This is a genomic window from Amycolatopsis sp. NPDC059235 (genome assembly GCF_042754125.1).
Taxonomy (GTDB): Bacteria; Actinomycetota; Actinomycetes; order Mycobacteriales; family Pseudonocardiaceae; genus Amycolatopsis; species Amycolatopsis albidoflava.
In genome coordinates this window covers 124,014-148,210 of the sequence record NZ_JBHZAG010000006.1, presented here as the reverse complement: position 1 = coordinate 148,210, position 24,197 = coordinate 124,014, and the positions used below count along the sequence as shown (strand labels likewise).

Sequence of the window (24,197 nt, the reverse complement as noted above, 5' to 3'; positions counted from 1 at the left end):
CCGTGGCGGCAGTTGCCCGTCCGGCTGGAGGTGGGGCGTTTCGGTTGCGGAGTGGGAACGGGGCGGGCTTCGCGCCTGCGGTGTGCTGCTGATGCTTGGCGGGAAAGTGCCCCGGAAGTAGTTCCCGGGATGAGCGTTCAGGCTGTGGCGGCAGTTGCCCGTCCGGTTGGAGGTGGGGCGTCTCGGTTGCGGAGTGGGAACGGGGCGGACTTCGCGCCTGCGGTGTGCTGCTGATGCTTGGCCGGGAAGTGCCCCGGAGGTAAGCCCCGGGACGAGCGTTCAGGCTGTGGCGGCGGCACTGGCTGGGTCGGCAGCCGCCTGCCTGCCGAAGGCGAGGCGTTCGAGTGGGCAGAAACGAGGCGCGCTTCCCATCATCGGTGTGCCCGCCGTCTCTGGCTGGTGTGGGCGGGGTTTCCGGGTGGGCGGCGGCGTGTTGGGATGGGCGGATGGGATCGCCCGAGCCGGTTGAGCAGGTGCCTCGCGTGGCGGGGTTCCGGGCGCTGATGTTCGCTTTGCCGCCGGTCGGGAGGCGGTGGTCGGCGGGGTTGCGGGCCGCCGCGGCGGTGGCGGTTCCGGGGGTTGCGCTGGTGCTGGCGGGGGCGTCGGCCTCGGCGTTGTTCGTCACGCTCGGGACGTTCGCGGTCTTGTACGGCGAGGGGCGGCCGTATCGGGTTCGGGCGGGCGTGGTGGCGACTGCGGGGGCCGGGTTGCTCGCGGCGGCCGCGTTGGGGGCTTCGGTGGGGACTGTGGTTCCGCCGGGGCCGGTGTCCGTGCTGGTGGTTTCGGTGGTCGCGGTGCTGGCGACGTACGTCGTCGACGCGTTGCGGCTCGGGCCGCCGGGGCCGTTGTTCTTCGCGCTCGTTTGTGCGGGGGCGCAGGCGGCGGTCGAGGCTGGGGCCCGGCCGTGGGTGGTGCTGGGGTGTGCTGCGGCTGGGGTCGGGTCGTCGGTCGTGGTGTCGATGGCCGGGGTGCTGGCCGATCGGACGAAGCCGGAGCGGACAGCCGTCGAACGTGCGGTTCGCGCGGTTGACGCGTTCGCCTCGGCGGAGGGAAAGACAGCGGAGGCTCGGCACGCCGCAGGTGCTGCGGTGTCGGCGGCGTGGACTGCGCTGCATGACGCGGGACATCCGCGCCGGGGCACGAAGCCGGAGCTGGTGGCGGCCTTGCTTGCCGCGCACCGGAGGTTTGCGGACGCTTCGCCGGGCGAGTCCGTCGAGTTGCCGCCGGGGAAGTTGCCGTTGCCGCGACCGAGCATCGGGTATCGGTTGCGGCGCGCGGTTCCGTTGCGGTCGCATGCCGCGCTGACGGCGTTGCGCGTCGGTGCGGGTTGCGTGGTCGCTGGGGAACTGGCGGTGGCAGTCGGGATCGGACGGCCGCATTGGGCGGTGCTCAGTGCGTTGGTGGTGCTGCAGCAGGGATTGGACCGGCGGCGGGCGAACGTGCGTGCGCTGCACCGGTTCGTCGGGACCGCGGCCGGGCTGGTGCTGTTCGGGTTGGTGATGACGGTCGCGCCGTCCGGAGTCGTGCTGATCGTGATTCTGGCGGTGCTGCAGTTCTGCGTGGAGCTGGTGGTGCCGCGGAATTACGCGGTGGCGACGGTGGTCATCACGCCGCTCGCCCTGCTCGCCGCCGGAGTGGCGAGCGTGCCGGGTCCGGTGTGGCCCGCGGTGGCGGACCGCTTCGCCCAGACGGCGATCGGGGTCGCGATGGCGGTCGTCGTGCAGTACGCGGTGGCACCGCGAGCGCATCGGAAGACGTTGGCCTGGACCGGATCTCGCGTTCGCGCCGCTGCCCGCGCGGTGCTGGCCGGCGCGCCGGTTCCGCGCGCGGTTGCGCGGCGGGACCTCCAGTTCGAGCTGGAAGGCGCGACCCGGGCGGGGGTGGATTCGGTGCACAACGAACCCGGCTGGGCCGCCGAGCGCTGGCCCGCCCACGCGGCCCTGGTCCACGACGGTTACGACCTGCTCCAGGCCTGCTGGTCCGCGCCGGACGACGGGGTGTGGAACGTGGAGCGGTGGCGGAGCGCGTTCGGCCGGTGAGGCCGGGACGCCCGGCCGGGGAGGCCAGTGGACGTGCCTGCCGCGGCCGCGCTGATGTCCGCCGAGCTTCCTGAGTCTGGCTGGCGAAGCGCCGCTGGCCAGTCTTGGACGACGAGCACAGCAGAATCGGGTTGGCTCGCACGAGACTGATGCTTGGCGAGCTGGACTCAGCTACCCCGGCGACGGGCTAACGGATCTGCGTGTGGCTGGTTCGTCGAACGACGGGCTCCGACCGGGCCGCGCTTCACCGTCGCTGCCCGGCTGTCGATCGTCCGCCGCCGAAGCGAGCGCCCCGAAGCCAGGCCTCGCACCGCTCAGGCGCAGACTCCGAGCCGCCCGCCTCAGCGCGCAACTCCAGCAACCCACTGGTTACCGAGGACGCAGCGCCGCCTCGATCTCCTCTCGATCCTCGTCGCCAGGGGTGATCGTCAGCGGGCCCGCGACCTCCAGCAAACCCGGATGCCGAACCGTCCAGCTCAAGACCGGCAGCGAATCCTTCGTGAGATCGTGCGCGGACGTCACGGTGACCCCGGGCGTCGGCCCGCACGTGACCACGTCCGCGGACGGGCCGCGGCCGTCGCTGTGGCAGAAGGCGGCTCGGCCGTCGGAGGACAGCGCCAGCAACGCCGGGGCACCGTCGGCGGTGACGGCCGGCAGGACGTGGTCGTAACCGGCCAGCCAGCGCAGCACCAGGCGATGCACGCGCCGGCCTCGGATGCTGGTCATCGACGCGGTGTAGGCGCTGGCGACGGCGTCTAGCCGTTCTGGGTCCACCGGCGTCAGGCCTCCGTCGCTGCCGGTTCCGGGCGGGGCGACCGAACGAACCACGCCCCGGCCACTGCGACCAGCCCGATGCAGCCGGCGACGACGAAGGCCATCTGCAGGCCGCTGGCATCGGGACTGACGTCGGCGTGTTCGGCGCTGCTGACGGTCGCGACGCTGACGAACACCGCGGTGCCCAGCGCGCCGGCGACCTGCTGGAGAGTGGACAGGATCGCGCTGCCGTGCGAGTAGAGGTGGTCCGGCAGCGCGGCCAGCGATTCGGTCATCAGCGGCGTCATCATCAGGCCCAGGCCGGCCATCAGGACGATGTGGATGCCGATCACGGCGATCAGCGGCGAATCCGGGCTCAGCAACGAGAACAGCCACAGCGAGACCGTCATCGCGAGCGCGCCGGGCAGCACCAGCGGGCGCGCGCCGACGCGGTCGAACAGCGCGCCGACCGGTCGGCCGAGCAAGCCCAGCACCAAGCCGCCGGGCAGGACGGCCAGGCCGCTGACGAACGTGGACTTGTGCAGGACGGTTTGCAGATACAGCGGAAGCAGGATCGCGCCCACGCCGATCAGGCACATGAACAGCAACGCGCTGAGCGCCAGCGCGACCACGAAACTGCGGTGGGTGAACGGGCGCAGATCCAGCAGCGCGCGGTCTCGTTGCTGCAGGCGGAGTTGCCGCCAGCCGAACACCGCCAGCGAGACCGCTCCGACGACGATCGGCAGCCACGGCGGCACCAGCGCTGTCTCGGCGGACTCGCCCGCCGACGACAGGCCGTACAGCACTCCGCCGAAACCGACAGCGGACAGGATCACGGAGAGGACGTCGAGCGGCACCGGGCGGGTTTCGCTCTCGATGCGCAGCTGCAGCATCCCGGTGACCAGCGCGGCCAGCGACAGCGGCAGCACGATGAAGAACATCCACCGCCAGCCGAGCGAGGACAGCACCGCGCCGCCGATCGTCGGGCCGATCGCGGGCGCGACCGCGATGACGATGCTGATCGTGCCCATCGTCGCGCCGCGGCGCTGCGCCGGCACGAGCCGCATGACGGTGGTCATCAGCAGCGGGATCATCACCGCGGTGCCGCACGCCTGCACGACCCGGCCCGCCATCAGCAGGCCGAACCCGGGCGAGACGCCGCACAGCAGCGTGCCGAGGCTGAACGAGGCGAGCGAGAAGACGAACACCTGCCGCGGCGTGAACCGTTCGAGCAGGAACCCGGTCGTCGGGATCACCACTGCCATGGTGAGCAGGAACCCGCTGGTGAGCCACTGGATCGTGGTGGTCGGCACGGAGAGGTCGACGGTGAGGTCGCGCAGCGCGATGCTCAGGATGGTCTCGTTGAGGATCATCACGAACGCCGACAGCACGAGGACGCCGATCAGCAGCCCGGGCTTGGCGGGCGGCCGCGCGGGGGCCTCCGGAGTGGGAGACGAGATGCCGCTCATGCGCGCACCTCGCTGACAGAGGCGCGGACGAATGCACGGGTCGCGAGCCGGGCGGCGGCGCCTCGGGCGCTCGCGAAAGCGACGGATGCGAGGTCGGCCGCGCGGACGGCGCGGGCATCGGCCGACGGACGGCCGGGGACTGTCGGGCGGCTGCCGGGGGAAGCTCTTCGCGCGGCTTCACCGGCCGCTGCGGACGGAGTAGGGGACTGCTGGATCTTCACCCGGCCAGGATACGGAGGAGCACCGACAAAACCGGCGTCCTTTTCCTCCTGCGGCCCGCGCCAGTACGGGGAATCGCGCTTCGGCCGGTGGCGGAAAAAGCGTCCCGACCAGCGGCCGGACGGCTGATCGAGAGACCATGAAAAGAATCTCGTTCGCGGGCCGGGCGCACTCAGCCCGGAGTCGCCGGGGCAGCCGCCAGACCGGAGCCAGAAAAACCGTGCCTGCCGGGAAACCTCGCCAGCACACCCGTCACCAGACCGGAATCAGGAGAACCGGGCCCGCCGTCAGCACACCCGCCGCCGGACAACCTCACGGATTCATCGCCAGCACCAGGAATCCCGCCAGCAACACCAGATGCACCCCGCCCTGAAGCCGAGTAGCCCGCCCGGGCACCACTGTCAGCACACTGACCACCACGGTGAGCGCGAGCAGCACGATGTGCGTCGGCCCGAGACCCAGCAGCAGCGGGCCCTTCAGCCACACCGACGCGAGCGCGATGACCGGAATCGTCAGGCCGATGCTGGCGATCGCGGACCCGTACGCGAGGTTGAGGCTGATCTGCATCCGGTCGCGCCGGGCCGCGCGGACCGCCGCGAGCGTTTCCGGGGCCAGGATCAGCAGCGCGATCACCACGCCCACAAAGGACTGCGGCAGCCCGGCCGCCCGCACGCCGGCCTCGATCGCCGGGGATTCGACCTTCGCCAGCCCGACCACGGTGACCAGCGCGACCAGCAGCAGGCCGACGCTCACCCAAGTCTTCTGCAGGCTCGGCGGTTCCGCGTGCTCTTCCTCACGGGTCTCGCCCTCAGAATCGACGGGGAGGAAGAAGTCGCGGTGGCGGACGGTCTGAGTCGCCACGAACGTGGCGTACAGGACCAGCGACGCACCGGCCGCGAAAGCCAGCTGCGGTGCGGAGAACCCCGGACCTGGGGTGCTTGTGGTGAAGGTCGGCAGCACGAGGCTCAGCGTCGCCAGCGTGCCGACCGTCGCCAGCGCCGCGCCGCTTCCTTCGGGATTGAACCGGGTTTCCCCGTACCGGCGCGCGCCCACGAACAGCGACAGGCCGACGATGCCGTTGGTGGTGATCATCACGGCGGCGAACACCGTGTCGCGCGCCAGCGTGTCCGCGTTGTCGCCGCCGGAAGCCATCATCGTGACGATCAGCGCGACTTCGATCACCGTCACCGCGACCGCGAGCACCAGCGAGCCGTACGGTTCGCCGACCCGGTGCGCGACCACCTCGGCGTGGTGCACCGCGGCGAGAACCGTGCCCGCCAGCGCGATCGCCACCAGCGCGACCGGCACCGGTCCCAGCGTGCGGCCCCACGTGAGCGCCAGCAGGACCAGGGAGATCAACGGCAGCAAAGTGGTCCAGGACAACAGATAACCGCGGACGCTCGCCATGCGCACACCCTGGCATATCGGACCCTTCGTCGCCTGCCATGCCGTCCTCGCGGGGGAGTGTCGCGTCCGAAATGGACACTGCCGGTCGCGCGGCCCGGCGCGAAATTCACTCGTTCGGCCTAGCACCTGCAGGGTTCCGCAGGTCGGCGGCGGGGTACGCGCGGCGCACAGGGGTGGTCGGCGCGGAAAGGAGCCGGAGATGACCCGCGAAATGAAGATGGCCGACCGCGCGATGCCGGCAGGCGGCGACGGCGCGGAGTATTCGTTCTGGCGCGAGCACACGCACATCAACCTGAGCCCGGTGGCCGCACCGTCGATCCTGGGACTCGCCGGGTTCGCGGTGTCGACGTTCATGGTGGCGGCCAACCTGGCCGGCTGGTTCGGCGACAGCACGTCGACGCCTCTGCTGCTGGCCCCGTTCGCGTTCGCTTTCGGCGGCGTCGCCCAGTTCCTCGCCGGGATGTGGTCCTACCGGGCCCGCGACGCGCTCGCCACGGTCGTGCACGGCGCGTGGGGCGCGTTCTGGCTCGGCTACGGGGTCTACCAGCTGTTCGTCGGCCTCGGCGGACTGCCCTCGACGACGGCGAGCCCGGTCGCGGCGGCCGCGATCGGCTTCTGGTTCATCGGGCTCGCGGCGATCACCTGGACCGGCGCGCTCGCCGCGCTGGCGGAAAGCCTGGTGCTCTGCACGCTGCTCGCGGTCCTCGCCGCCGGGGCCACGCTGCTGGCGATCGGACTGGTCGGCGACGTCGGCGTGGTGCGCACGATCGCCGCGTACTTCCTGCTCGCGTCCGCGGTCCTGGCCTGGTACGCGTGCAGCGCGATGGTGCTCGAAGCGGCGCACCACCGGGTGATCCTGCCGATGGGCGTGCGCGCGCCGCGGCCCGCCCGGACCACGACGGTGCCGTTGCACCAGGCGATCCAGTTCGACCACGGAGAGCCGGGAATCAGGGCCGGGCAGTAGCCCGGCGAGGAGGTGACCACGGATGAAGACGAGCATGGCGCTCACCGCGTTGACGCCGCAGGACCGGAAGCTGCGGGAAAGCAGGCTTCCGCTCACCGCCGAGTTCCTGGCCGGGGCGTGGCTGGTGTTCGCGGCTTTCGCGTACAGCTACTCGTTCACGCTGTCCGCGACGGCCGGGTTCTGGAACAGCCTGGCGTGCGGGACCGCCGTGGCGGCGGTCGCGCTGGTCCGGATCGGCCTGCCGGAACGGGCGCGCTGGCTGGGGCTGGTCAACGTCGCGATCGGGTTCTGGCTCATCGCCGCGCCCTTCGCGTTCGGCTACCCGGTCGACGGGCATCGCGACGCGATCCGCACGAATTCTCTGATCGTCGGCGTGCTGCTGGCGATTTTCGCCGTCATCTCGGTGACTGTCGCCTACCGCAGGCACAGCGGCGAGTTCCGGGAGTGAGGAGATGTACTGGCCAGTGCTGACGGTGCTGGCGATCGGCGTGCTCGCCTTGGGCGGCGCGGGATTGCGCGTGCTTAAGGCGGCGCCGCCGGTCCGGAAGGAGGCACTCGTCGGCGCCTGGCTGGTGGCCGCTTCGGGCGTGGTGTGGTGGGCGTCCGCCCCCGCGGCCGGGGCGGTGTTCCTGGTGATCGGCGCGGCGGTCGTGTTCGGCGCGGCGCTGGCGAACGGGCAATTGCCGTCCCGCTGAAAAAAGGGGTTTGCCGCGGGCGGCGGCCGGTTACCCGGCCCGCGTGAGGCCGGGCTGCTTTCGGCTGCCCGGCGATCGCCGGGTGCGGGAGGTCGGTCATGACGCAGCTGAAGCCGCGGCCAGTGGTGATCGCCGAGGCGCGCCCGCGAGGCAAAAAGGGCTCGGTGCTGCTGGGCATCCTGCGCACCACCGACCACAAGCAGATCGGGCTGCTCTACCTCGGCACGTCGTTCGCCTTCTTCCTCGTCGGCGGCGCGATGGCGCTGCTGATGCGCGGCGAACTGGCCCAGCCGGGGCTGCAATTCCTGTCGCAGGAGCAGTACAACCAGCTGTTCACCATGCACGGCACGATCATGCTGCTGCTGTACGCGACGCCGAATGTGTTCGGATTCGCCAATTTCGTGCTTCCGCTGCAGATCGGTTCGCCGGACGTGGCGTTCCCCCGGTTGAACGCGTTTTCTTACTGGCTGTACCTTTTCGGCGGATTGATCGTGCTGAGCGCGTTCCTCACGCCGGCCGGCGCCCCGGATTTCGGCTGGACCGCCTACACGCCGCTGTCGGACGCCGTGCACAGTCCCGGCACCGGCGGGGACCTGTGGATCATGGGCCTCATCGTGTCCGGTCTCGGCACCATTCTCGGCGCGGTCAACATGACCACCACGATCCTGTGCCTGCGCGCGCCGGGAATGACCATGTTCCGGATGCCGCTTTTCACCTGGAACATCCTGTTCACCGGGATTCTCGTGCTGATCGCGTTCCCGATCCTCACCGCCGCGCTGTTCGCGCTGGAGGCCGACCGGCGGCTCGGCGCGCACGTTTTCGATCCCGCCAACGGCGGCGCGATCCTCTGGCAGCACCTGTTCTGGTTCTTCGGCCATCCCGAGGTGTACATCGTCGCGCTGCCGTATTTCGGGATCGTCACCGAGATCATTCCGGTGTTCAGCCGGAAACCGCTTTACGGCTACCGGCTGATGGTGTTCGCGACGATCGGCATCACCGGGCTGTCCGCGACGGTCTGGGCGCACCACATGTACGCGACCGGGTCGGTGCTGCTGCCGTTCTTCTCGATCATGACGTTCCTGATCGCGGTGCCGACCGGGCTGAAGTTCTTCAACTGGATCGGCACGATGTGGAAAGGCACGCTGTCGTTCGAATCGCCGATGCTGTGGTCGGTCGGATTCCTGGTCACGTTCCTGCTCGGCGGCCTGACCGGTGTGCTGCTGGCCGCGCCCGCGCTGGACTTCCACATCACCGACACCTATTTCGTGGTCGCGCACTTCCACTACGTGCTGTTCGGCACGATCGTGTTCGCCACGTTCGCCGGGATCTACTTCTGGTTCCCGAAGATGACCGGCCGGATGCTCGACGAATCGCTCGCGAAATGGCACTTCTGGACGACGTTCATCGGCTTCCACACGACGTTCCTGGTGCAGCACTGGCTCGGTGCGGAAGGGATGCCGCGGCGGTACGCGGACTACCTGCGCAGCGACGGATTCACCTTGCTGAACACCATTTCCACGATCGGCGCGTTCATTCTCGGCGCTTCGGTGCTGCCCTTCATCTGGAATGTGGTGAAGAGCTACCGGTACGGCGAGCGGGTCGACGTGGACGACCCGTGGGGATTCGGCAATTCCCTGGAATGGGCCACGTCCTGCCCGCCGCCGCGGCACAATTTCACCGAACTGCCCCGGATCCGCTCCGAACGGCCAGCTTTCGAACTGCACTATCCGGCGGCGGTGGAGCGGATCCGGGACGAGCAGCACATCCACTGGGGACGTCGGTCGCGGGAGAAATCTGACGCCTGATCCGGGCGCTGCTCAGCTCTGCTGGCGGCGGAATTCGTCCAGCACCCGGCGTTCCCGCTTCGTCGGGCGGCCCGCCCCGCGCTCGCGGCGGGCGACCGGGATGGCCGCTTCCGGCGGCGGCTTCGGCGTGCGGTCGATCAGGCAGGTGGCCGCGACCGCGGCGCCGACGCGCTTCTGGATCACTTCCACGACCTCGACCACGCGGGTCGTCGTCCCGATCCGGGCGCGCACCTCGTCGCCGGGAACCACCGTCGTCGCGGGTTTCGCCGGGCGGTCGTTCACGCGCACGTGCCCGCCGCGGCAGGCAGCGGCGGCGTCGGCGCGCGTCTTGGTCAGCCGGACCGCCCAGAGCCAGCGGTCGATCCGCGTCGATTCCATGCGTCCATCATGGCGCGTCCCAGTGCCAGCGCAGGCCGAGGATCCCCGGAGTGACCGCGGCGGACACGACGTGCGCGGGAAGGCCCTGGGTGATCGGCAGTTCGGCGACCGTCGTCTCCGGCCCGGCGGGGGAGTCGAGCCGGTAGGCGTGGCAGGCCTGCGGTTCGAAACCGGGCGCGAAATGCAGTTCCAGCACGTGCTCGTGCACGGCGTTGCGGAACCGGCGCTCGTAGGAGAAGTCCGGACGGTCGTCGGTGAACTCGAACTCGTACTCGGCGATCGCGGTCTCGCCCCGGTCCAGTCCGCGGCCGAGGACGAGTTCGGCCACCGTGAACCCCTCCTCGTCGAGGGTTTCCGTGCGCCCGGGCGAGCAGTAGCGGGTGCGCACCAGCTTCGGCGGGCTGCCGGGGCCGACGCCGTGCGCGGTGACCAGCCGGATGTGCGTGTCGTCCTCCGTCGCGCGCAGCACCTCGCGCACTTCCAGCCGGTGCAGCCGCCGGTCCGGGCCCACGTGCACGGCCTCGTGGAGGCTGACGACCACCAGCGACGTCCGGTACGCGGTCTCGAACGAGTTCAGCACCCGCAGCACCGCGTTCCGCCGTCCCCACAGCCGTTCCCAGCGCACGACGGGCACCGGCGGCGGCTCCGGATCGCGCTCGATCAGCCCGGTCAGCGAGCCCGGCGGCAGTTCGAGTACGCCCTCGAGGATCCGCACCGCGACGCGCGAGCGGGCGCGGGCGGGCACCGTGCGGCCGGTGCGCCAGTAGCTGAGCGTCGTGGTGCTGACCGCCGCGCCCGACGCGGCGAGCCGGTCGCGCAGCCGGTCGAGACCGAGCCCGCTGCGGTCGATGGCCAGCGTCAGGGCGCGGCTGAACGGCCCGTCCGCCAGCGCGTCGGCGAGCCGGTCCGGCTGGGTGCCGGGACCTGTCGAGAACACCTGCGTCCTCCTCGGGTCGTCCCCACCCATTCGCCTCTTCAGCGGGCGGCGGCGCAACCGTCGAAGGTCGGGTCTTGGCCGGTCAGCGCGGTTGCTCGACGAAGGGCTCGCGCAGTTCGGCGACCCATTCGCGCTCGTCGCCGGAGGTGTGCAGGTAGACCTCGCACGGGAAGCCGTCCGCGCGGAAGCCGTGCTCGTCGGTCCACCGGGCGAGTTGCTGGTAACCGGAGAGGAATCCGCTCGCCGGGCCGCGGTGGACGAGCGTCGCGGCGCGGGCGGCGGGCAGTTCGGCCACCTCGAGGCCGTTCGGCGCGGCGACCGCACCGGAGATCGGCAGCGCGGCGTGGACGACGACCGGATCGTCCTCACTGGCGGGCTTTTCGTAGTAGCAGGTCAGCGGTCCGGCCGGGGCGGCGTCGGATCCTTCGAGCCGCTGGCCGAGTTCCGCGCACAGCGGGCGCAGGACCGGGCTGATCGCCTCGGGGGAGAAGCTTTCGACGGTCGCGGTGAGCCGCACGACGCGCGTCGCGGGGATGTCTTTGACGATGATCTCGGTGTCCGGCATGGCGTGCTCGCTTTCCAGCGTGCGGAGTCTCGCCTCGACCTCGGCCAGCCGGAGCCGGTCGGCGGCGACCCGTTCGGCCAGCTCGGCCTGGCGCAGCGTCAGCATTCCGCGGACCTGCTCGGGCGTGACCTGCTCGGCCAGCAGCGCGGCGACCTCACCGAGCCCGAAACCGAGGTCTTTGAGCGCGACGATCCGGTTCAGCGCGGCGAGCTGCCCGGCGGTGTAGCGCCGGTAGCCGGTGTGCGGGTTTACCTCGGCGGGCCGGAGCAGGCCGAGCGTGTCGTAATGGCGCAGCATGCGGACCGAAACCCGGCCGTGGCGGGCGAATTCTCCGATGGTGAACATGACCTCCCCAGCACACGCTCTGACACGGTGTGAGAGTCAAGTGTCCCCGCCGGACCGGGAACGGGCCGGCCCCCTGCGCCGACCCGCACCCGGTGGCCCCCTCGTCCCCCGACGAACGAGGGGACCGCGCCGGTCCGCCGCCCTCCACAGCACGGACCGGAGCCGGTTGCGGCTCCCGCGAACGGAACAGCGGAGGTGCTCCCTCGTGACGGCGGTCGCCCGCAAAGCCACCCGATCGGGTGAGGAAGCGCTGGTCCGTAGGCTGGCCGGGTGAATCGCACGGACCGGCTGTACGCGCTTGTCGAGGAGCTCCGGGCGGTCGCGCCGCGCACCCGGACCGCGGCGTGGCTCGCGGCCCGGTTCGAAGTCAGCGTGCGCACGATCGAACGCGACCTCGGTGCGCTGCGCGAGACCGGCGTGCCGATCTGGACCGAGACTGGGCGGACCGGCGGTTACGGTCTCGACCGCGAGCGGACCCTGCCGCCGCTCACTCTCACCCCGGAGGAAGCCATCGCGATCACCGTCGCGCTGCGCTCCGCCTCTGGTTCGCCGTTCGCGGGCGCGGCGGAGTCGGCGGCCCGCAAGGTGCTCGCGCGGCTGCCCTCCGACGTCCGCGACGCCGAACAGCACCTCGCTGCGCGGCTGCACCGGGTCGGCGAGCCCGAACCGCCTGCCGTCCACAGCGGACTGATCCTCACCGCGCTCGCTGCCCGGCGCGTCCTCCGGCTGTCCTATGTGGACGCCAAAGGCCAGGAGACGGAACGCGACGTCGAGCCGCTGGGGCTGTTGTGGGGCCCGGCGGGCTGGTATGTGCTCGGCTGGTGCCGCCTGCGCGACGCGGTCCGCGGCTTCCTGCTGGACCGGATCCGCGCCATCGAGCTCACCGGCGACCGCGTCGTGCGCCGCGAGGTGGACCTCGACGCCGAACTCGCGCGGATCTCCGCCCGTCCGCTCGGCGAGTGACCTGCGCCACGCGGTGCGGAAACACCGACAGGACGGTGTCGCCGTGGCCCGCGATCGTCGTCGCATGCCGAAAGAACTGAACCCCGAAGAAATCCCCGCCCTCTGGTGTCGCATGTGGAACGAGGACGCCTCGCTCGCGCACCGGCTGCTCACCGCCGAAGGCCGCCAGTGGTCCGGCACCAAACCCGGCCTCGACCCGCTGATCGGCCCCGCGGACGCCGAGGCGTTCATCGCGAAGTACCAGCGCGAGGTCGGGAATGTGTTCGTCCCGCGCACCTTCGTCATCGACGGAACCGAACGGCTCGCCTTCACCTGGGACGTCACCCGCCGCGACGGCGTGGTCATCACCGGAGCCGACCTGTGTGTCCTCTCCGGCGGGAAAGTCGCGCGGAACTGGACAATTCCCTCGCCGGACGGCCGGTCGCCGCTGCCGGACGGACCGGGCGAAGGCGACCTGGATCGCGACGGATTGCGCGCCCTGGCAACGGATGCGCACCCGTGGCACGGCGAACTGGTGCTCGACCCGGTGCGGCAAACCGTCGCCGGCATCTGGTCGGACGGCGCGCGCGGCGGGTTGTCGGTGCTGGTCGCGGTCGACGGCCGGGTGGACCGCGAATGGGTGGTGCCGGGGACGCGTCCGCTCCCGTGATCGCGGGCGCCCGCGAGGCATGATGGCGGCATGGCGAACCGCGTTCTGCTGGCGGACGACGACCGGGCGATCCGGGAATCGCTGGTCCGCGCGCTCGAATTGGAGGGCTACCGGGTCAGCGAGGTCGCCGACGGCGTCGAGGCGCTCGCGATCGCGCGGAGCGAGGAGTTCGACGTCCTGATCGTCGACGTGATGATGCCCGGCGTCGACGGGCTCGGCGTGTGCCGCGTGCTGCGCGCGGGCGGCGACCGCACCCCGGTGCTCATGCTGACCGCGCGCGTCGAGACCGCCGACCGGGTCGCCGGATTGGACGCGGGGGCTGACGACTACCTGCCGAAACCGTTCGAACTGGACGAACTGCTCGCCCGGTTGCGCGCACTGCTGCGGCGGAGCGCGGATCCGGGCGAGCAGGCTCAGCGCGTCGTGCGGCTGGGCGGGCTGGCGGTCGACGCCGGCGCGCGCCGGGTGTGGTGGCAGGACACCGAGGTGGCGTTGTCCAAGACCGAATTCGACCTGCTGGAGCTGCTGGTGCGCAATGCCGGGATCGTGCTCGGCCGCGACACGATCCACCAGCGGATCTGGGGGTACGAATTCGGTCCGGAGTCGAAGAATCTGGCGGTCTACATCGGATACCTGCGGCGGAAACTGGAGAGCGCGGGGGCGGACGAGCTGATCCACACCGTGCGCGGCGTCGGCTATGTGGTGCGGCCGGCATGAATCTGCGCGGGAAGCTGGCGATCGCGTTCGCCGCGGTCGGCGGCGGCGCGGCGATTCTCGTGGGCGTGCTGGGCTATCACACGGCTTCCCAGCGGATCAGCGCGGAACTCGACCGTTCGCTGCTGAGCACGGCGTCGCAGGTGTCGGCGGGCGCGGTGCAACTGCTCGCGCCGAGCCCGCTCACCCGCGGTCCGGGGGACGACGACCACGACGAAGCACAGCCGATGGTCGCGCAGTCGATCGCGCCGGACGGGACTGTGCGTCGGGTCGGCGGACGGCCGGTCGCGCTGCCGGTCACTGCTGCTGATCGGGAGCTTGTTGTCGGCACTCGCTATGCGGACGCGAGTGTCGGTCCGGACGACTACCGTGTGCTCACTGTCGCGCTCGGCTCCGGGCGCGGGTCGCTGCAGCTCGGCATCGACGTGGACGAAACCCGACACGTCCTCGGCGACCTCGCCGAGCGGATGACCTGGGTCAGCCTCGCGGTGCTGGCCGGGGCGGCGCTGGCGGGCTGGCTGCTGGCGCGGCAGATCACCCGGCGGCTCGTCCGGCTCACCCGGCTGACCGAGGAAGTGAGCGCGGGAAGCAGGCCAGGGCTCGGCGTCCCGGACCGCGGCCGAGACGAGGTCGGCCGGCTGTCGGTCTCGTTCGCCGGGATGCTCGATCGGCTCGCCCGTGCCCGTGATGATCAGGAACGGCTGGTCCAGGACGCCGCGCACGAGCTGCGCACTCCGTTGACCAGCCTGCGCACCAACGCGAGCGTATTGCGGCGGTTCGAGGAGTTGTCGCCGGACGCGCGGAACCGGCTGCTCGCGGACGTCGACGGCGAGACGCGCGAGCTGACGCACCTGGTCACGGAGCTGGTGGAATTGGCGACCGGACAGTACGACGACGAGCCGCTGGTTCCGGTCGAACTGCGCGAGCCTGCGGAGCGAGCTGCCGCGCGGGTGCGTCGGCGGTCCGGTCGTGCGGTTGCCGTGGACGCCGATGGCACGACGGTCTCCGGCCGTGAGAAGGCTTTGGAGCGGGCGATGACGAACCTGCTGGAGAACGCGGTGAAGTTCAGCTCGGGCCCGGTGGAATTGCGCGTGCGGGACGGACGGGTCGAGGCGCTGGACCGCGGGCCGGGGATCGAGGACGCTGACCGGATTTTTGACCGGTTCTACCGAGCGGCGGCCGCGCGGTCCCTGCCCGGGTCGGGGCTGGGGCTGTCGATCGTGCGGGAAGTCGCGCTCTCGCACGGCGGCGAGGCGTTCGCCGGACCGCGCGACGGGGGCGGCGCGGTGGTCGGCTTCACGGTGGCTCTTACCTGATTCACACCTTGATCTTGCCCGGGGCTAACGGGACTCGGCCAGAGTTGTGGCCGATTGTGGTTCGGTGATGGGAAAGGCTGCATGACGACGGTCAACGGGTTGCCCGCTCATATTCTGCTCGTGCACGCGATTGTCGTGCTGCTGCCGTTGTCGGCGCTGGTGCTGGTGCTGACTGCTTGCTTGCCTTCGGTGCGGAGGCGGCTGACCGGCGCGAACGCGATTTTGTCGGTGCTGGTGGTTATCCTGGTGCCGATAACGACGAATGCGGGCGAGTGGCTGGAACGGCGCGTGGCGCGGACGCCGCTGGTCCGGGCCCACACGGAAATCGGCGACACGGCGATCTGGGCGGCGATCCCGGTGGCGGTGCTGGCTTTGGCGCTGTGGTGGCGACAGCGAGAGGCTGGTGCGTCTGGTGCGTCTGCGGTGAGCGCGGGTGCTGCGGCGGCTGGCAGTTCCGTTGCGGCGGTGACCGGTGCGGATGCGGGTGCGGCAGTGCCTGGCGGACCAGCGGTGCCCAGCGGCGTTGATGCCGCTACAGGTGGCGGAGCTGCGGCGGCCAAGCCTGGGGCTGGTGGCGTTGGCTCGGGCCGGGTTGCTGCGGCGGGCGCTGGCGTGCCCGGAAGCGGTGGTGCTGCTGCGGGAGCGTCCGGCGCGACGTCGGCGCGCGGTGGTGTCGGTGCGCCTGGGAGTGCCGGGGCGGACGCTGATGCTGCGGTGTCTGGCGGTTCCGTGGTGGCGTCGCCCGAGGCCGCTGCGTCTGGTGTGGCCGCGGCTGGTGCGCGCCAGGCTGGCCCCGCTGTGAGCGGTGCCAGCGCGAGCAAAGCTGCGGCGAACCGCCGAGTGTTTCTCGCGCCTGCCTCGAAAGCGGTCAGCGTGACGTTGATCGTGCTTTCGATCCTGGCTGCCGGGGCAGCGGTCTACGACATCGTGCGGATCGGCGACACCGGTGCCCAAGCCAGCTGGCAGGGGCAGTTCCAGCAGAACCCGGCACCGCGCGGCCGATAGCGAAAGTCCCTGCGGCGTAACGGCTTCACGCCCAACGCCGCGCCGCGATGAAGGCGAGTTGCGCCCCGAAGACTGTCCGTGAGGGGAACCCTGAGGGAATCAGAGTCCCTCTGGGGTCCCCTCACGGACAAACCGATCAACCGCCGATCCGGCGTTCGAAGCCCTCTGGGACGATCAGGTCGTCCCGGCTCAGGTCGTGCACGCTGCGATGCCCCAACGCGAGCAGCGTCGAGTCGATGCCGTTGCGCAGCACGTCCAGCACGTTCTCCACCCCGGCCTGCCCGCCCGCCGCGAGGCCCCACAGGTATGCCCGCCCGATCAGGACCGCGCGTGCCCCTAGGGCGAGCGCCTTTACGACGTCGCTGCCGCGGCGGATTCCGCCGTCCAGCAGCACTTCCACTTCGCTTCCCACCGCTTCCGCGACTGCGGGCAGCGCGCGGATCGTGGCGGGAGTGCCGTCGAGGTTGTTGCCGCCGTGGTTGGACACCGAGATCGCGCTGACCCCGGCGTCCACCGCGCGGCGCGCCTCGTCGACGCGGTACACGCCCTTCAGCAGGAACGGCCCGTCCCACTGCTTCCGCAGCCAGCTCACGTCTTCCCAGCTCGGCGGCGCGGTCTGCATCCACTGGCCGTACGCGCCGAAGAACGACGGCACCGGCGTCCCGGGCTCAGCCATGTTCGGGACGCTGAGGTCGGGCAGTTTCTTGGTCCGTGCGTAGGCGAGCAGCCACCGCGGATGCATCATGCCCTCGGGCGCGAACCGGATCAGTTCGCGCAGCGTCAGCTTGTCCGGGATGTGCGGGCTGCCCCAGTCGCGGCTGTGCGAGAACGACCAGTCGAGCGTCAGGATGATCCCGACCGCCCCCGCGGAACGAGCCCGGTCCAGCCGGCGGAGGATGTCGTCGCGGCTGCCGGTCCAGTACACCTGGAAGTACGTGTTGGGGTTGGCCGCCACCACGTCCTCGACGGGTTTGCTGGCGAAGGACGACAGCCCCATCGACGTCCCGCGAGCGGCGGCGGCGCGGGCGACCGCGACCTCGCCGTCGGGGTGCACGGCCTGCACGCCGGTCGGCGAAATCAGCACCGGCAGCGCGACGTCCCGGCCGAGGACGTTCGTGCTCAGATCGCGTTCGCCGGGCAGGCCGGCGGTGCGCGGGGCGAAGCGCAGTTCGTCGTACGCGGCCAGATTGTCCTGCAGCGTCAGCCCTTTTTCCGAACCGGCGATCAGCGCCGAGTAGACGGACGCGGGCAGGCGCTTCTTCGCCCGCCGCTGTGCTTCGGCGACGGATTCGAACCAGGTGGTGCTCATCGTTTTCCCTTCGGGTCGACGCGCAGAGGGCGCCAGGTGATGCGCGGCCGCAGCGGGACCGCGGTCCGGTAGTCGAGACAGCCCGCCCACACCCCGGCGCCGTACGCGAGGTCGTCGGCGATCGCGCCGGTGGTGTAGCGGAGCGGGTCTAGGTCGGGTCGTTGCCGCAGCCAGGCGGTCAGCGGCGGTCCGGCGAGCAGCGACGCGATCGCAGCCCGTCGTCCCCAGCGCTTTCGACCGCCAGGCACCAAAAGCGCGGCGAGCAGGGGAGCGGTGAATTGCGTGCTGTAGCGGCCTAAGCCGAGCCAGGTTTGACCGACCGCTGTGCCCATCGCGCGCACGACACCGCCTGTCGGCACGTCGCTGCGGCGTAGTACGCGGGCCATAGTCAGCACGGCGCCCGCGAAGGCGGCGGCAGCCGGAAGCGGACGGCGGGCCAGAAGCGCGGCGACGGTCAGCGTCGGCCACGGGTGCAGGACGAGCGGGGCCATCGCGGCCGGGCGACGCAGAGCTAACGGCGCGGCGGAAGTGCCGTAACTGGCGCGACGGCGGAGCAACGTACGCCAGGCGGTCGGCTCGTGGTGGTCGACGTGCGCGGACGGGTCGTAGCGGATCCGGAATCCAGCGTCGTGGAGTCGCCAGCCGAGGTCGACGTCCTCGCCGACGCGCATCGCCGGGTCGAAAACCGCCCCGTCGAGGGCGACGGATTCCACTGCGGACCGGCGAACCAGCAGCGCGGCAGTGGGCACATAGGACAGTCGTGTGCCGGGCGCGACGCGGGCGGCAGCAGTGCCTAGGTCGAGGCTGCTGGCAGCGCGGGTGTAGCGGCCAGCCCACGTGTCCGGAGCGAGCGGACGCACGCGCGGCGCGACGGCGGCGACGAGCGGGTCGGCGAAATGCCCGGCCAGCTGGTCGATCCAGTCCGGCGAGGGCACGCAATCGCTGTCCAGGAAGGCAATCAGGTCGGTGGAAACGTGCTCCAGCGCGGTGTTTCGTGCTGCTCCAGGGCCACCGTTGACGTCGCGGCGGACGAGTTTCGCGCCGTGCGCGGAGGCTGCCGCGGCGATGGCGGCGGGGTCGGCGGACGCGTCGTCGACGACCAGCGCGGGGTATCGGCTGTCGAGTCCGGAGAGGCAGCGGCCGAGCAGTTCGGCGCGGTCGCGGACCGGGATGACGACGGTGACCTCGGCGGTTTTGGCTGGTGGCAACGGGTGCGCGAACCCGGCGTCGGTGAGCAGCCGGGCTAGGACGCCTTCTGCGGCAGTCTCGACGGGGTGGTCCGCCAGGCGAGCCCACGCGGTTCGTCCGGCTTTGGTCAGGCGCAAAACGCGGGCGGGGGAGCCGCCGAAGAGGAGGCTGTCGGAGAGCTGTTTGACGCTCGGGTCGACGGCGAGGCGGAATCCGGCGGGCAGCGGGGTGGTCACAGCGCCAGCCCTCCGTCCACCGGGACGACCGCGCCGGTCATCGCGCTGCTTTCCGGCCCGGCGAGGAAGGCTAGTACTGCGGCGACTTCGGCGGGATCGAGCAGCCGTTGCTGAGGTTGTTGCGCGGCAAACGTTTGCGCCGCCGGAAGGTCGTACAGCCGGGCGCTCTCGGCGAGGATCGGCGTGTCGGTCGAGCCGGGGCTGACGGCGTTCGCGGTGACGCCGGAGTCACCCAATTCCTTGCCCAGCGCGCGGATCAACCCGGCGACTCCGGCTTTCGCCGCGCAGTACGCGGCGAGCGTCGGCAGCCCGCGCGTCGCGGCGGCGGACGCGACGGCCAGGAACCGTCCGGAGCGCGGTTTCGGACGGCGCAGCATAGCGGGAATCGCCGTGTGGGCAAGGTTGAGGACGCCACGGAGGTTGACGTCGAGGACGGCGTCTTCCTGCTCCGGCGGCATTTCCCACAGCGGTACGCCGCCTGCGATCACTCCTGCTGCCGCGATAGCCGCATCGAGTCCGCCCCAACGTTGTTCTGCTTCCGCGACGGCTGCGGCCAGTCGAGCGCGGTCGCGGACGTCTGCGCGAAATTCCTCCGCCGTACCGCCGTTTTCCCGGATCGTGGCGACCACTGTGGACAGTTCTTCGGCGGTGCCCATCGGGTAGGGGAGGGCGGGGTTGTCTTCGGCGGCGTCGACCGCGAGCACTGCCCAGCCCTGTTCGGCCAGCTTCGCCGCGGTGGCCGCGCCGATGCCGCGCGCCGCGCCGGTCACGAGGGCGACTTTCACGGCGTCACCACGGAAGTCCAGTCGCGCACGTGTGCGCGCAACTGCGCGGTGAGGACGTCGAGGAGGTCCCGCCCTTCCTCCGCGGTGGCTCCGGTGGGATCGCCGAGGATTCCGGTGTCGGTCACCGCTCGCACGCCGCCCTTGCGCAGCACTGGAAGCAACTCGCCCAGCGGACGGCTATCGCCCGGTACTGCTTTCTCCATCTGCACTGCCTCCGGCCGAAGTGCCAGCTGCAGAGCGGTTTCCGGCCGCCCGGCGTGCGGATCGCCTTGCCAGCGCGGCTCGAACATCGAGACATCCCGCGACTCGGTGCGCAGAGTCGCGACCGCGCGGGTCACCGAGGCCGCGTTTCCGCCGTGTGCGGACACGAAAAGCAGCCGCCGGAACGTTTCGCAGGCTGAGCGGCCCAGTTCGATGAGCAGGAGTTCCGTGGCCGCCTGCCCGATCGACAGCGTCCCGGCGAACCCGGCGTGCTCGCCGCTCGACCCGTACGGCACCGCCGGCGCGACCAGCACGTCCGGACGTTCGTCCGCGAGCCGATCGCACAACGCCGTCGCGATGTCGGTGTCCGTGGTCAACGGCAGATGCGGGCCGTGCTGCTCGGTGGCCCCGAGCGGCGCGGCGAGGATCGCGCCGGACGCCGCGTATTCGGCGACGTCCGGCGACGACAGATCGGCCAGGCGCATCTCAGCGACCCGGGCCCGGTGCGAAGCCGGCGAGCGGGTTTTCGTCGCAGGCCCGGTCCGGCGGGCGGCGCATGCCGATGGTCACCGGCACGGGTTCGCGCTTGCGTGTGCGGTGCGAGTGGTCCAGTGACGGTTTCGGCGCGCTGCCCGCAGCGACTCCGGCCAGCGCGCGTTCGCCGTGGCCGCGCACGCATTCCGGGTCCGGGCCGTCGAGCGGCAGCCCGGTGAAGAACTTCGCCGCCATGCACCCGCCGCGGCACGCGTCGAACGCCGAACACGACGTGCAGGCCCCGCCGCTCTGCGGGCTGCGCAGCTCGGCGAACAGCTCGGATTCCCGCCACACGCCGGTGAATCCGCCCTCGCCCCGGATGTTCCCGGCGAGGAAGGTGTCGTGGATGGCGAACGGGCACGCGTAGACGTCGCCGACCGGGTCGACCAGGCACACCACCCGGCCCGCCCCGCACAGGTTGAGCCCGGGCAGGCCGCCGTCGCCGTAGCCCGCCAGGTGGAAGAACGAATCGCCGGTGAGCACGTTTTCGCCGTGCTCGACCAGCCACTCGTACAGCTCCCGTTGCTGCTGCGCGGTGGGGTGCAGCTCGTCCCAGACGTCCGCGCCGCGGCCGGACGGGCGGAGCCGGGTGAGCCGCAGCTGGGCGCCGTAGCGGTCGGCAATGGCTTTGAAGTCGTCGAGCTGCCCCGCATTCTGCCGGGTCACCACGACAGAAATCTTGAAGTTCCCGAACCCCGCGGCGGAAAGGTTCTCCATCGCCCGGACGGCGGTGCGGTAGGAGCCGGGGCCGCGGACGTGGTCGTTTACCTCCTCGGTGGCGCCGTCGAGGGAGATCTGGACGTCGACGTAATCGCTGCCGGCGAGCCGTTTCGCGACGTCCTCGGTGATCTTGACGCCGTTGGTGGAGAACTTGACGCCGACGTGGTGCTCGGTCGCGTAGTCGACCAGCTCCCAGAAATCGGGCCGGACGGTCGGTTCGCCGCCGCCGATGTTCACGTAGAACACCTGCATGCGCTCGAATTCGTCGATCAGCGCCTTGCATTCGGCGGTGCTCAGCTCGCGCGGATCGCGGCGGCCGGACGAGGAAAGGCAGTGCACGCAGGAGAGGTTGCAGGCGTAGGTGAGTTCCCAGGTGAGGCAGATCGGCGCGTCGAGCCCGAACTGGAATTCGTCGACAAGCGGCATCACACGCTCCTCGGATGGATCATGTCCGACGCCGCGAGCGCGGCGAGGGCGGCGCGGTAGCGGGGCAATTCCGCCTGCGCGACCCCGGCCTGCGCACACGCCGCGCGGGCGGAGGGGTGGTCGGTCAGCGCCTGCACCGCGGCGAGCATGGTGCGGCTCTTGAGAAAGGACAGCCGGCGGGTGCCGAAGTGGTACAGCAGTGCGCCGAACCGCTCCGGCCGGATGGAGACCCGGCTGTCCAGTTCCCAAGCACCGTCCAGATCGAACGCCGCGGCGTCGCGGTCAGTAGACACCGCACATTCCGTCGATCGAGACCTCCTCGACGAGCAATTCGTCGGCTACGACCTCTTCGGCCTGCGTCTCGGCTGCGGCTGTCGTCTCGCTCATCGTGACTCCCTTGTCCCGCTCGGCGATATTTGACACTTGGTGTCGAATGTGACGGCGAGATTACTGTCACCCAGTGCCAGAAGCAATGGCCGGTCCGCGCGGGACACCCGAATGGGTGTTCGCGGACGCCGGGAACCGACTGCCCCGCTCGCCCGACTCCTCAGGAGGCGGACCACGCGAAGGGAGCAGGATGGCCATCGGCACAGACGACGCGCCACGCATCGAACGAGAACCGGCGACCGGATGGGCGGCGCTGCGTCCGCTGGTGTTGCGGCTGCACTTCTACGCGGGAGTGTTCGTCGGCCCGTTCCTGCTGGTCGGCGCGCTGACCGGGATCGCGTACGCGTGGACGCCGCAGCTGGAGCAGGCTGTCTACTCGCAGGAGTTGCACGTCCCGGCCGCCACTGGCGCGGTGTCGCTGGACCAGCAGGTTCTTGTCGCACGCGGTCAGGTGCCGGACGGGAAGGTGATCGGCGTCCGCCCGGCGCCGTCCGCGACCGACTCCACTCAGGTGATCTTCGACCGTCCGGGTCTGGCTCCGAGTTATCGGTACACAGTGTTCGTCAACCCGCACGACGGCGAGGTCCGCGGCGCGCTGGAGACCTACGGTTCGGGCCAGGCGATGCCGGTCCGCGGCTGGATCGACACCCTGCACCGCAACCTCCATCTCGGCGACTTCGGCCGGTTGTACAGCGAGCTGGCGGCAAGTTGGTTGTGGGTGATCACCCTTGCCGGGCTGGCTTTGTGGCTTGGCCGGCGTCGGCGCTTGCGGGTCGTGCTGCTGCCTTCCGGCGGCAAGCCCGGACGGCGGCGGCTGCGTTCCTGGCACGGCTCGGCGGGGCTGTGGATCGCCGCGGGGCTGCTGTTTCTTTCCGCCACTGGGCTGACGTGGTCGCTGCACGCGGGTGCGAACATCACCGATCTGCGGTCCTCTTTGGACTGGACGACCCCGTCGGTTTCGTCGGCTGCCTCCAGGACTCCGGGAGACGTCGGCTGGCAGGCTGTCCGTGACGCGACCGTGCGGGCCGGATTGTCCGACCCGGTGGAGATCCGGCCGCCTTCCGGGAGCGGCTACGTGGTGCAGCAGACCGGGCGGGGCTGGCCGTCCAAACAGGACTCGATGGCGGTCGATCCCGGTACCGGGGCGATCACGGGGACGCTGAGATTCGCCGACTATCCGCTCGCCGCGAAGCTGAGCCGGTGGGGGATCGACGCGCACATGGGGCTGCTGTTCGGGGTCGCGAACCAGGTGGTGCTGACGGTGCTGGGGGCGGCGCTGGTTTGTGTTGTGGCTTGGGGGTATCGGATGTGGTGGCTGCGGGGCCGCTCCGGGCGATCGGCGGGCGGCGGGGGCCGGTTCGGCCGGTTGCCGACGCGCGGCGCGTGGCGGCGAATCCCTGGACGAGTGCTGGCTCCGGTGCTGGTCGTGGCGGCGGTCGTGGGGTGGTTCCTGCCGGTGTTCGGAGTGTCGCTGCTGGGGTTCCTGGCCGTGGACTGCCTGCTGGGCTTGCGCCGGGAGGTCGCGCGATGATCGCCGAAGCGGGTCTGCGGTGGATTCTCACGCTGCTGTTCGCGGCGGCCGGGGCGTTCTGCCTGTACCGCTGCGCGCGGCGGCCCGGCGTCAGCGGGCGAGTGGCGGACGCGCTGCACGCGGCGATGTGCGCCGGGATGGTCACGATGGCTTGGCCGGCGACGATGACCTTCGCGCGGATGCCGCAGGTCGTGCTGTTCGCGGCGGCGGCCGGATGGTTCGCGGTGAGCGCGGCGCTCGGCATCGGGCACGGACGGCTGCCGGGAGCGCACCACGCGCTGATGATGGCCGGGATGGCGTGGATGGCGTTCGTGATGCCGTCGGCGATGGCGGGCATGACGATGTCCGCGACGGCGATGGGCGGCGAGCACGCCGGAATGGACATGGGCGACGCGGGCATGACGATGACCGGGAATGCGCCCGCGCACGTGGTGGTGGTCGCGGCTGTGCTGGCGGTGGTCTTTCTGATCGCCGGGGTCGCGTGGCTGGCCCGGGCGATCGATCACGCTCGGACGGTCGCCCGGCCTGGACGGCGGGAGGCCGGGCTGGCGATGGAGGGCGTGATGAGTTTGGGCATGGCGGTGATGGCGGTCGCGATGATCTGAGCCGCGTGCTGCGAATGAGCAGTGCGTGGCGTGCGATTCGCAGCGCTGCGAG

Annotated in this window: 25 protein-coding genes; 12 read left to right on the top strand and 13 right to left on the bottom strand. The window is 71.0% G+C overall.

Annotated elements, in window-relative coordinates; genetic code table 11:
- Nucleotides 1–482 precede the first annotated feature (482 nt).
- The gene (locus ACFXI3_RS06450; RefSeq protein WP_378398413.1) at nt 483–2,039 is read left to right on the top strand and encodes an FUSC family protein; all 1,557 of its coding nucleotides are present in this window, start codon (nt 483–485) and stop codon (nt 2,037–2,039) included.
- Nucleotides 2,040–2,408: 369 nt separating this feature from the next.
- On the opposite strand, the gene ACFXI3_RS06445 is transcribed toward ACFXI3_RS06450, so the two are convergent.
- The 3 genes from ACFXI3_RS06445 to ACFXI3_RS06435 all read right to left on the bottom strand — a co-directional run bounded on the left by ACFXI3_RS06445 (nt 2,409) and on the right by ACFXI3_RS06435 (nt 5,887).
- Nucleotides 2,409–2,813 (bottom strand): hypothetical protein, encoded by a 405-nt coding sequence (locus tag ACFXI3_RS06445; RefSeq protein ID WP_378398412.1) that lies wholly within the window; start codon nt 2,811–2,813, stop codon nt 2,409–2,411.
- Nucleotides 2,814–2,818: 5 nt separating this feature from the next.
- Nucleotides 2,819–4,261 carry an MDR family MFS transporter gene (locus tag ACFXI3_RS06440; protein ID WP_378398410.1) on the bottom strand — a complete coding sequence of 481 codons (1,443 nt, stop codon included), beginning with the start codon at nt 4,259–4,261 and terminating at the stop codon, nt 2,819–2,821.
- 531 nt (nt 4,262–4,792) lie between these two features.
- Nucleotides 4,793–5,887, bottom strand: coding sequence for an ionic transporter y4hA (locus ACFXI3_RS06435; protein WP_344279455.1), 1,095 nt, complete (start codon nt 5,885–5,887; stop codon nt 4,793–4,795).
- A 199-nt stretch (nt 5,888–6,086) separates the two neighbouring features.
- Here ACFXI3_RS06435 and ACFXI3_RS06430 point away from each other — a divergent pair, with 199 nt between their 5' ends.
- The 4 genes from ACFXI3_RS06430 (at nt 6,087) to ctaD (ending at nt 9,351) form a co-directional block, all read left to right on the top strand.
- On the top strand, nt 6,087–6,851 hold the full coding sequence (locus ACFXI3_RS06430) for an acetate uptake transporter family protein (RefSeq protein ID WP_378398408.1): 765 nt from the start codon (nt 6,087–6,089) through the stop codon (nt 6,849–6,851).
- A 22-nt stretch (nt 6,852–6,873) separates the two neighbouring features.
- Complete coding sequence (locus ACFXI3_RS06425; RefSeq protein ID WP_378398406.1) at nt 6,874–7,299, top strand: SPW repeat protein; 426 nt, start codon at nt 6,874–6,876, stop codon at nt 7,297–7,299.
- 4 nt (nt 7,300–7,303) lie between these two features.
- Entirely contained in the window at nt 7,304–7,546 is a 243-nt protein-coding gene (locus tag ACFXI3_RS06420) for a hypothetical protein (protein WP_344279463.1), read from the top strand.
- 98 nt (nt 7,547–7,644) lie between these two features.
- Complete coding sequence (gene ctaD / locus ACFXI3_RS06415; RefSeq protein WP_378398404.1) at nt 7,645–9,351, top strand: cytochrome c oxidase subunit I; 1,707 nt, start codon at nt 7,645–7,647, stop codon at nt 9,349–9,351.
- A 12-nt stretch (nt 9,352–9,363) separates the two neighbouring features.
- On the opposite strand, the gene ACFXI3_RS06410 is transcribed toward ctaD, so the two are convergent.
- From ACFXI3_RS06410 to ACFXI3_RS06400, 3 genes are all read right to left on the bottom strand, one after another.
- Nucleotides 9,364–9,729 carry an RNA-binding S4 domain-containing protein gene (locus tag ACFXI3_RS06410; protein ID WP_378398402.1) on the bottom strand — a complete coding sequence of 122 codons (366 nt, stop codon included), beginning with the start codon at nt 9,727–9,729 and terminating at the stop codon, nt 9,364–9,366.
- Nucleotides 9,730–9,736: 7 nt separating this feature from the next.
- Entirely contained in the window at nt 9,737–10,666 is a 930-nt protein-coding gene (locus ACFXI3_RS06405; protein ID WP_378398400.1) for a hypothetical protein, read from the bottom strand.
- Nucleotides 10,667–10,748: 82 nt separating this feature from the next.
- A complete protein-coding gene (locus ACFXI3_RS06400) occupies nt 10,749–11,576 on the bottom strand; it encodes a MerR family transcriptional regulator (RefSeq protein ID WP_378398399.1) in 828 nt (275 codons plus the stop codon).
- A gap of 270 nt (nt 11,577–11,846) precedes the next feature.
- On the opposite strand from ACFXI3_RS06400, the gene ACFXI3_RS06395 reads away from it, so the two are divergent.
- From ACFXI3_RS06395 to ACFXI3_RS06375, 5 genes are all read left to right on the top strand, one after another.
- Nucleotides 11,847–12,539, top strand: a complete 693-nt coding sequence (locus ACFXI3_RS06395; protein ID WP_378398397.1) for a helix-turn-helix transcriptional regulator — start codon at nt 11,847–11,849, stop codon at nt 12,537–12,539.
- Nucleotides 12,540–12,603: 64 nt separating this feature from the next.
- Nucleotides 12,604–13,188 (top strand): nuclear transport factor 2 family protein, encoded by a 585-nt coding sequence (locus ACFXI3_RS06390; protein ID WP_378398395.1) that lies wholly within the window; start codon nt 12,604–12,606, stop codon nt 13,186–13,188.
- Nucleotides 13,189–13,218: 30 nt separating this feature from the next.
- The gene (locus tag ACFXI3_RS06385; RefSeq protein ID WP_344279483.1) at nt 13,219–13,905 is read left to right on the top strand and encodes a response regulator transcription factor; all 687 of its coding nucleotides are present in this window, start codon (nt 13,219–13,221) and stop codon (nt 13,903–13,905) included.
- Nucleotides 13,902–15,218 (top strand): ATP-binding protein, encoded by a 1,317-nt coding sequence (locus ACFXI3_RS06380; protein WP_378398393.1) that lies wholly within the window; start codon nt 13,902–13,904, stop codon nt 15,216–15,218. The genes ACFXI3_RS06385 and ACFXI3_RS06380 overlap by 4 nt, the downstream gene beginning before the upstream one ends.
- An 81-nt stretch (nt 15,219–15,299) precedes the next feature.
- On the top strand, nt 15,300–16,223 hold the full coding sequence (locus ACFXI3_RS06375) for a hypothetical protein (RefSeq protein ID WP_378398391.1): 924 nt from the start codon (nt 15,300–15,302) through the stop codon (nt 16,221–16,223).
- A 136-nt stretch (nt 16,224–16,359) separates the two neighbouring features.
- Here the strand turns inward: ACFXI3_RS06375 and mftD are convergent, their stop codons facing one another.
- Genes mftD through mftA form a run of 7 tightly spaced genes read right to left on the bottom strand, consistent with a single transcriptional unit; the run spans nt 16,360 to nt 22,009 of the window.
- Nucleotides 16,360–17,532, bottom strand: a complete 1,173-nt coding sequence (gene mftD, locus ACFXI3_RS06370) for a pre-mycofactocin synthase MftD (protein ID WP_378398390.1) — start codon at nt 17,530–17,532, stop codon at nt 16,360–16,362.
- On the bottom strand, nt 17,529–18,956 hold the full coding sequence (gene mftF / locus ACFXI3_RS06365) for a mycofactocin biosynthesis glycosyltransferase MftF (RefSeq protein ID WP_378398389.1): 1,428 nt from the start codon (nt 18,954–18,956) through the stop codon (nt 17,529–17,531). Before mftF ends, mftD begins: the two co-directional genes overlap by 4 nt.
- Entirely contained in the window at nt 18,953–19,741 is a 789-nt protein-coding gene (locus ACFXI3_RS06360) for a mycofactocin-coupled SDR family oxidoreductase (RefSeq protein WP_378398388.1), read from the bottom strand. The genes mftF and ACFXI3_RS06360 overlap by 4 nt, the downstream gene beginning before the upstream one ends.
- Nucleotides 19,738–20,427 carry a mycofactocin biosynthesis peptidyl-dipeptidase MftE gene (mftE, locus tag ACFXI3_RS06355; RefSeq protein ID WP_378398387.1) on the bottom strand — a complete coding sequence of 230 codons (690 nt, stop codon included), beginning with the start codon at nt 20,425–20,427 and terminating at the stop codon, nt 19,738–19,740. Before mftE ends, ACFXI3_RS06360 begins: the two co-directional genes overlap by 4 nt.
- A gap of 1 nt (nt 20,428) precedes the next feature.
- Nucleotides 20,429–21,622 carry a mycofactocin radical SAM maturase gene (gene mftC / locus ACFXI3_RS06350; RefSeq protein WP_378398386.1) on the bottom strand — a complete coding sequence of 398 codons (1,194 nt, stop codon included), beginning with the start codon at nt 21,620–21,622 and terminating at the stop codon, nt 20,429–20,431.
- On the bottom strand, nt 21,622–21,915 hold the full coding sequence (gene mftB, locus ACFXI3_RS06345; RefSeq protein WP_344279507.1) for a mycofactocin biosynthesis chaperone MftB: 294 nt from the start codon (nt 21,913–21,915) through the stop codon (nt 21,622–21,624). The genes mftC and mftB overlap by 1 nt, the downstream gene beginning before the upstream one ends.
- Nucleotides 21,905–22,009, bottom strand: a complete 105-nt coding sequence (gene mftA / locus ACFXI3_RS06340) for a mycofactocin precursor MftA (RefSeq protein WP_344279510.1) — start codon at nt 22,007–22,009, stop codon at nt 21,905–21,907. Before mftA ends, mftB begins: the two co-directional genes overlap by 11 nt.
- Before the next feature lie 190 nt (nt 22,010–22,199).
- On the opposite strand from mftA, the gene ACFXI3_RS06335 reads away from it, so the two are divergent.
- Nucleotides 22,200–23,540, top strand: a complete 1,341-nt coding sequence (locus ACFXI3_RS06335; RefSeq protein ID WP_378398385.1) for a PepSY-associated TM helix domain-containing protein — start codon at nt 22,200–22,202, stop codon at nt 23,538–23,540.
- The gene (locus ACFXI3_RS06330; RefSeq protein ID WP_378398383.1) at nt 23,537–24,145 is read left to right on the top strand and encodes a DUF5134 domain-containing protein; all 609 of its coding nucleotides are present in this window, start codon (nt 23,537–23,539) and stop codon (nt 24,143–24,145) included. Before ACFXI3_RS06335 ends, ACFXI3_RS06330 begins: the two co-directional genes overlap by 4 nt.
- Nucleotides 24,146–24,197 lie beyond the last annotated feature (52 nt).